The 7,882-nt window shown below is 41.3% G+C and carries 5 protein-coding genes, 1 other RNA gene, 1 pseudogene and 1 other annotated feature; of the genes and pseudogenes, 3 read left to right on the top strand and 4 right to left on the bottom strand.

The annotated features are described in order from the left end of the window. Both EI161_RS03795 and EI161_RS03790 read right to left on the bottom strand, forming a co-directional pair. Positions 1-457, bottom strand: a 457-nt coding sequence (locus tag EI161_RS03795) for an IS30 family transposase (protein ID WP_192529021.1), incomplete at its 3' end; no start/stop codon positions are given. 421 nt (positions 458-878) lie between these two features. After that, a pseudogene (locus tag EI161_RS03790) lies at positions 879-2,098 on the bottom strand (IS3 family transposase). Next, positions 1,707-1,823 (bottom strand) — a sequence feature (AL1L pseudoknot). Its footprint overlaps the pseudogene before it by 117 nt. Before the next feature lie 148 nt (positions 2,099-2,246). Here EI161_RS03790 and EI161_RS15015 point away from each other — a divergent pair. Then, the gene (locus tag EI161_RS15015; protein WP_318779279.1) at positions 2,247-3,611 is read left to right on the top strand and encodes a GW dipeptide domain-containing protein; all 1,365 of its coding nucleotides are present in this window, start codon (positions 2,247-2,249) and stop codon (positions 3,609-3,611) included. Positions 3,612-3,716: 105 nt separating this feature from the next. Here the strand turns inward: EI161_RS15015 and ssrA are convergent. Both ssrA and EI161_RS03770 read right to left on the bottom strand, forming a co-directional pair. Continuing rightward, positions 3,717-4,075, bottom strand: a transfer-messenger RNA (tmRNA) gene (gene ssrA, locus EI161_RS03775). A gap of 85 nt (positions 4,076-4,160) precedes the next feature. Then, entirely contained in the window at positions 4,161-4,832 is a 672-nt protein-coding gene (locus EI161_RS03770; RefSeq protein ID WP_192522515.1) for an alpha/beta hydrolase, read from the bottom strand. Between the two features lie 363 nt (positions 4,833-5,195). Between EI161_RS03770 and EI161_RS03765 the strand changes: the two genes are divergently transcribed. Further along, entirely contained in the window at positions 5,196-5,972 is a 777-nt protein-coding gene (locus EI161_RS03765; protein ID WP_192529020.1) for a response regulator, read from the top strand. 68 nt (positions 5,973-6,040) lie between these two features. Then, the gene (gene creC / locus EI161_RS03760) at positions 6,041-7,822 is read left to right on the top strand and encodes a two-component system sensor histidine kinase CreC (protein WP_192529019.1); all 1,782 of its coding nucleotides are present in this window, start codon (positions 6,041-6,043) and stop codon (positions 7,820-7,822) included. Positions 7,823-7,882 lie beyond the last annotated feature (60 nt).

The following is a 7,882-nucleotide window of genomic DNA, read 5'->3' as shown; positions in this document are numbered from 1 at the left end:
TACAAGGGCGCTCATGAATCGAGACTCTGTCGTTGATACGGCCTCGGGTCTCAGCGGTTAGTCGCTTACGGTAAGGTTTGGCTTTGCGTCTGAGACACTGCCATAACCTGCCGCCCTTAAGCTTGTCCCTCCAGATATAGCGATAGATGCTCATGTGACTAATACCACCATGAATTCCGGCTATTTGTTCAGGACTCCAGCTGTCTTTTAGCTTGTCTGTGACCCAATCCCATACATCAGCGATGATAGTGAAAGCATTGTTAGAGCGTCTGTCACAAGCCTTGTTATTAGCATGATTAGCTCGGTAACCTCGAAGACTTTTATTGCGTCTGATCTCTCTTGATATGGTGCTAGGACTTCTTCCTAATGTGTCAGCTATAAATTTAATACTATGTTCTGCCCCTATAAGGGCATAAATCTGGTATCGTTCCCCTAGGCTTAGATGTGTATAGTTCATGGTTGCAATCTCACTTTGGTCGGTGGATAAAAACTTTGATGCTAGCGCATCTAGGTCTTTTTTTCACCTCGCATTTGATATTGCACTTCATGTGTTAATCTAAGATTCATTTAATGTTAGGGGAGAAACTGATTAAATCGGTTAAAGGAACTACGCACCCAGGCGTGCAGAGCTTAACTAATCCAGATGCATACAATAGTGCAAGAACTGGATCTCCAGTTTGGGATTTTGGTTGGCATTATGGTGTTTGGAGTAAAGGTAGACACCGTGGTAAAATTGACGCTTTTGCCCATACTGGGGTCGCTTATATTAGGGGCTGTATAGAATTGGGAAATAGTTGAAAAAAATAAGCAACGCCTTACACTCTTGTTTACCACAACAATGAACCGCCCCGACTTTATCGGAGAGTGATTTACTTGAGTCAGGCAGCGATGCCTGACAGGATTAAACTATCATAATACCGCTTTTCAAACTCAAAGGGTGACACATATCCAATCGTGCCATGTAAACGGGTTTTATTAAACCAGTCTACCCACTCAAGGGTTGCCAGTTCAGCATCGTTCACACCGTGCCATTGCTCTTGTAGATACTCAATCACCTCGGACTTATACAGACCATTGACCGTTTCAGCTAAGGCATTGTCGTATGAATCGCCTGTGGTGCCGACCGAGGCAATGATGCCAGAGTCCTTCATCTTATCTGTGTAGCGAATGGATAAGTACTGAACCCCGCGATCACTGTGATGAATGACATCTTTGGGATTGTTTCTATCTGTTATCGCTTGATTTAATGCTGCCATCACCATATCGGTATTCATGCGACTCGATACTTTCCAGCCGACGATAGTGCGAGCAAACACATCAATGATAAAAGCGGTATATACCCAGCCGCTTGTCGTCTTGATATAGGTAAAGTCAGCCACCCATAGCTGATTAGGGCGATGCGCATTGAAGTTGCGATTAACCAAGTCATCAGCGCGCTTCTGATCGTCACGGCTGTTGGTGGTAGTCTTACCCTTACCACGCCAAACGCCTTGTAAGCCATGCTGCCTCATTAAACGCTCTACGGTGCAACGAGCAACCTTTAACCCGTCAGATTTCATCTGCTGCCATACCTTACGGACACCATAACGGCATTTACTGTCCTGCCAGATGCGTTTAATCTCACTGATATAATAGTCGTCATGTTGACTGCGTAATGAGCGCTTTTCAGGGCAGCTCTCCAAGTCTTTAGCACGATAATAGGTTGACGGGGCAATCGGTAATACTCTACAAATTGGCTCGATCCCATAAAGATGTTTATTGTCGTCGATGAATTGAATCATGGTTTTAGTCAGCGGCCCGTCTCCGCCTGGGCGAAAAAAGCCGCAGCCTTGCGTATAATTTCATTAGCTTGTTTAAGCTCTTTATTCTCGCGTTCAAGCGCTTTGATGCGCTCTTTGTCACTTTGCGCTTGCACTGAGGCAGGAATAGTTTGATCGATGTGCTTTTTATGCCATGATCGTAAGGTTTCAGGTGTGCAGCCAATCTTAGGGGCAATGGCTTAAATGGCTGACCATGTGGAGGGGTAATCGCTCGACGCTTCAATCAGCATGAGAACGGCGCGTTCTTTCATCTCAGGAGTGTAGGTTTGTTTTTTCATTGTCGTATTCTCTCAGAATATTAAGTCTCCGACAATCCCGGGGCGGTTCAAAGACTTATGACGAGATGTCTGAAGAAGAAAGAAGGTTGCAACAAAGTACAGCAAAAATCAGGCATACCTAATGTATCTTAAATACAAGGGATCTACAGTGAGAATAATAATCACTCTTTTTTTCATTTTTGTATTAGTATCATGCACAAATAACTACGGTGATACTAATACAAACGATGATGCTATCAATAAAACTGATATTAAAAATGACAATACAGTCATAACGAATATTGAAAACAGCTCTCTCTTAGAGGATAACAGTAACCCGCTTATTTTTAATAAAATAAATCCATCCATAGTCTATGATAATAGTCAGGATAAAATTGACATTAGACATGATAATACTGCCATCTCTATCAACCTATTTGGTGATGATGAGTCTGATTTAACCTTAATAATGAATGGTAGCGTTGTCAGCAAAGGGTTTGATGGGCGTTTTAATTATACTTATGAAGTAGATTTAAAAAGTGCATTAAAGAGAATTAGTGTTTTCTCTAATGATGCTAATAGGCAAATTTTGATATTACCTGCGACAACAGAAGAATATCTGACATACAACGCTATTCTGTTTGATGATAGTGGATTTTTACACACTTATATGTTTGAAATAGCTGAATGGCATTGTGGGGGTATTGAGTCGATAACTGCAAATACTAAAGCCGACGCTAACGCCATTAAAGTTATAGATAATACAGGTAAGAGTTGTAGCACCCATATTTATCTGATTGATGGGGAGTACATAAAGGAAGATCCTAAATCATTTTCTTTTACAGATATTGTAGAAAAGCATGAGAAAAAAACACATAAGATCTTCACTTTTGATATCAATGGAGATGGCATTGATGATAAAGTTATTACTCATATTAATAAATTAAATTCAAGCGGAAGTGGCTATCAAGGAAACGACTTGGTCGTATATTTAGGAGTGCCTAATGATAAATATATGCTGAGTTTAAATAGTATTAATTATACTGAAGATGGGTTATTTTACTTCAGCAGCCTTTCCCCGCGCACTAATAGTACAGGCTTTATTTTATCAACATATTTTGGTAGTCGAGGCTACCCATATAAAGACTATTACTTTACATTAGATAATGATGAATGGAAGATTGCAAAAGTAATAGTGAAGGGGTATATGGGTAATAATGCGTTTTATTGCGAACATCTAACGGATTATAATGTATCTAGCCCTACCGCTGAGCCAGAAGATTTAGAGGTTCAAAATTCCGAAAATGATATCCTTGGTCAATGTCCTTCGCCTCCTACTAAATATACTGTCATATCAGAGAAAGCAGAGATACTAACAGAGGATTTTGAGTCTAGATCATCACCAAATTACTATATTAAAGGTGATTCGATTGAAGCCGTCAACCAAAATGAAGATTGGGTACAAGTATCTTATAAAAATGGTACTAAATTTGGTTGGATCGATAAGCGTGATTTGACACCTATACCAAACTAGCCCGAGGCAAAAGCTTTCATTATATACTTTGACTATAGTAGCTAATAGAAAGATTAAACCAAAAAAAAGCCAGCCACCTAAGTGACTGACTTCTTTAACAATATTTGGTGGAGATGGCGGGAGTTGAACCCGCGTCCGCCAGCATTACGCTCATGAATCTACATGTTTAGTTTCTGTCTTTAGTTTTAGTCCGCACCGATCCGACAGTCAGGATGGATTGGACGATTCTCTACTTTTGAACCCAAGCAATTGAGACAATCACTTGTGGCGAGCCTACATGCGGACGCTTCAACTTAGTTGACCAACTGTAGGTGATCAGCAACCAAGTAAGCAGGGTTTAAGCTGCTAGAGCGTAAGTTTCGTCGTTTGCGACTATAACAATATATGTTGGATTAACGAGAGGACATATACTCTCGACATGCATCATTGAGTTTCATCACCAGCGTCGAAGCCAGAACATCCCCAATAAGACTGGCTATTATATACGATATATAGCTCAGGTTTCAAGCTGTAATAAGCCCCTATTACATTACGTTACAGCCTATTGGGCTAAGCTAAAACTTTATTTAGCCACTTACCGATATTTTGAATCTGCGGCATACAAACCTGATGTGCCATCGGATAAGTATGATAAACAACATTATAGCCCTTCTCTGATAGTAGCTGCTGCGCCTGTTCACCCAAAACAGAAGGAACGACGGGGTCATGCGTACCATGCTCAATCAATATTGGTATGTTTTTATTAGCAGTACTATAGTTGATATTGTCATTAGTCGCTAGATAAGTAGATAGCGTCATCAATCCAGCCAAGCGCTCTGGATAGCTGAGCGCGACATGATAAGCCACTGCTCCGCCCTGTGAAAATCCTGCAATAACAATATGCTCAGGTGACACGCCACGCTCTAGCTCACGGCTGATTAATTCTCTTATTTGCTGAGAAGACTCTTCAATCTGAGTAACATCAATTTTACGCTCAAGGCTCATCTCTATAATGTCATACCACGCCGGCATTACCATTCCACCATTGACGGTCACTGCACGCTTAGGCGCATGTGGAAAGATAAAACGTACGGCCATATTATCAGCCAGCCCTAACTGCGGAACGATTGGCTCAAAGTCATGACCGCTTGCACCTAAGCCATGCAACCAAATAACGGCTCTATCTATTTTTTTTTGCGATGGATTATGCTCAACAATCACAGCATCTAAATAATTGCTCATATAGCCTAATTTCCTTTATAGTCATAACAACTCTATATTCTTAACGAGATATATCGTTGCAACATATTTTATCTTGGTATTATTTTCAAACTGCTGATTATTCTACAGCCTTTAAACAAAACCGCCAGTCAGAAAAACTATTCGCTAACAACCCCAATTTTCATCAATTTTTCACATCATTTACTTACTGGGTCCAAAAGCTAGAACGGCTTTTATGCTACGATCATTCAGTAGGTTTATACTCAATACGTTAACCATTGTATGACGCCCTACTCTTGTTTTTCAATGTTCGTATAATGGTTAGACATAAATGAGTTATTTATCTTAAGCCATTTTCTTATCTTATATAGTGATATAAAACCTATGACCCATATTTTATTGGTAGAGGATGACCCTGCTATTGCGATGTCGCTTAAAGTCACTTGCAAGCGTGAAGGTTGGCACATTACGTGGCTAGATAATGCCAGTAGCGTCCTACCGATGCTACATAGCGATGAGGCAAAAGATTTATCAGCGATCATATTGGATGTTGGGTTACCAGATGGTGATGGTCTTAGCCTCTGCCAACAAATACGTCATACAGCCGATATTGATACTTTAAAGGATATCCCTATCGTATTTTTGACGGCGCGTAGCGATGAGGTCGATCGTATTTTAGGCTTAGAGATGGGCGGCGATGACTATTGTGCCAAGCCTTTTAGCCCACGAGAATTGGTTGCCCGTCTAAAAGCCATTTGGCGACGTGAGCAATTATTGTCTCAGCAGACTACTACCATAGAGACAAACGATACAGCAAATCCAGCCTCTTCGCATAATATGTCAGGGCAAGCGTTAACCTTTGAATGCCAATCTGGCATCTGGCACTACCAACCGCTTAATTACTCGTTAATGTGGCAGGAGCAAAAGCTAGAGCTGAGTAACACAGAGCGCAAAATCTTATTAACCTTATTAAAAGCGCCCAACCAAGTGTTCAGCCGTGAACAGCTACTCAATGCTGTCAGCGATTATCCCGATCATCGCTTAGCGCGGACGATAGATAGCCATGTTAAGTCAATTCGTAAGCAGCTAGCGACCATCGACCCTAGTATTGAGGTGATACATACGCATCGTGGCCTCGGTTATGCATTGTGCCCCGCCTAGCTGCATGCCCATAGTCGTATTTTGATTAAAACTGACCTTCTATAACGTCAAAGAACACGCCTAATAATATGAATCAAAACACCCATAACCGTATTAACGAGCATGTTAGCCAAAGTAACTGGTATGCAAAATTGCATCCTATTGGCACCGCACAGCAAATAACAGAGCCAAAACGACTACTCAATTTGAGTATATTTTTTAGGATTTGGTTAGCAGTTGCCCTCGTACTCATCATTTGCGGTATGGTCGTCTTTACTCAGCTGTTTGGTTATATCAAACCGACAGCACAGCAAGTCATGGAAGATACCTTATTAGATACCAGTAAATTACTGGCAGCAAGTTTGCAAATGCCACTATCTTCAGGGCAGCTATACGATAACGCTTATCAAGCAAGACTTGATACGGCATTTATTGGCATGCCAGCGGTTGGTAAAACTCAAGACCCAGAATATAAAAACAAAAGCTATAGTAGCTTTCGGATATACGTAACGGATGATACAGGCCTGGTCATATACGACTCTTTACCCGAGCCTGACAATGACGAAGGGCGAGATTACAGTCGCTGGAATGATGTGTACTTAACCTTAAAAGGTCAGTATGGCGCGAGAAGTACCACGCGAGATTATAATCAGCGCGATGGTACAATTATGTATGTGGCGCAGCCAATCAAGGATGAAACTGGTCATCTGATTGGTGTGGTCAGCGTCGGTAAACCTATTGCTAGCGTGTTGCCTTATTTGGACAATACGCGCAATCGTATGCTTATCACAGCGCTATTCATGAGTATTGCCGCTCTTATATTAGCAGGATTGGTCGCATGGTGGCTCAAGCAAAGCATCAGTTTAGTGACCCAATACACCAGTGCGCTAGCAGAAGATACCAAAAAGCCGTATTTTTACTTAGGTCATGAACTCAATAGCCTGACAGATACCATTGAATCTATGAAGCATCGATTGGAAAACCGCGCTTATGTCACCGATTATGTCCATACGCTTACCCATGAGCTCAAAAGTCCCTTAACCGCCATTCGCGCTAGTAGTGAGTTGCTAGAAGATGACGGACTTGATGAAGAAGATCAACAGATGCTGATCCAATCCATCGGTGAACAAAGTATCAAAATGCAGCAGCTAATTGATCGATTACTGCTGCTTGCTAAGGTTGAGCAACCAACCTTTAAGCTGAATCGGCAGCTGACGCCTTTATTACCATTATTACGGACCCTCGCAAAAGACAACGCTGCTAAGTTGCAACAGCAACACTTGCCAGCTATCGATATCTATCTTGACGAAAAGCAGGTTACTGAAACAACCCTTTTATCACCAGATATCTTGGCAAATACCAGCGTTTTCGCTGACCAGTTTTGGTTGGTACAAGTACTGCAAAATGTATTGGATAATGCCATCCATTTTGCTGATAGCAAAGTCGTTATTTATCTGCACAGCATTACGCAACATAGTTCAGCGCAAAATAGTACCGCGCGAAATGTGACCATTGACATCTTTAACGATGGTAAATTGCTGCCTAACTATGCCGTTGACAAAGCGTTTGACCGTTATTTCAGCTTATCGCATCAGAGCCAACCTGCTTATAATCCATCAAATCATTTATCAGAATATTCGTCAAATGAGGATTCAGCACAAGGCGTTAAGCAAGCGCCACCTAGCATGGCTAGTAGCACCCTCAAAAAAGGCTCGGGACTTGGTTTAACTTTAGTGAAGCAAGTGATTGAACATCATGGAGGTCAGGTAACTATTAATAACGTCAATGCTAATAACGATAAAATTGGTACTGATGAGAATCAGCGTTCTGGTGTCATGGTTAGCTTAACCCTACCTTTGGCTAAAGAATAAAAAATTATGATAATCCATAGAATTTTCATCATTCCTACACAGGTTTTCTATCTCTTTATT

The organism is Psychrobacter sp. FME5 (assembly GCF_014861375.1).
Lineage (GTDB): Bacteria > Pseudomonadota > Gammaproteobacteria > Pseudomonadales > Moraxellaceae > Psychrobacter.
This window is presented reverse-complemented; position numbering and strand designations above follow the sequence as displayed.

What these genes read in the sequence shown, in the direction of transcription:
- creC (WP_192529019.1), top strand. Translation starts at nt 6,041, where the DNA reads ATGAATCAAAACACCCATAACCGTATTAACGAGCATGTTAGCCAAAGT.
- EI161_RS03765 (WP_192529020.1), top strand. Translation starts at nt 5,196, where the DNA reads ATGACCCATATTTTATTGGTAGAGGATGACCCTGCTATTGCGATGTCG.
- EI161_RS03770 (WP_192522515.1), bottom strand. Translation starts at nt 4,832, where the DNA reads ATGAGCAATTATTTAGATGCTGTGATTGTTGAGCATAATCCATCGCAA.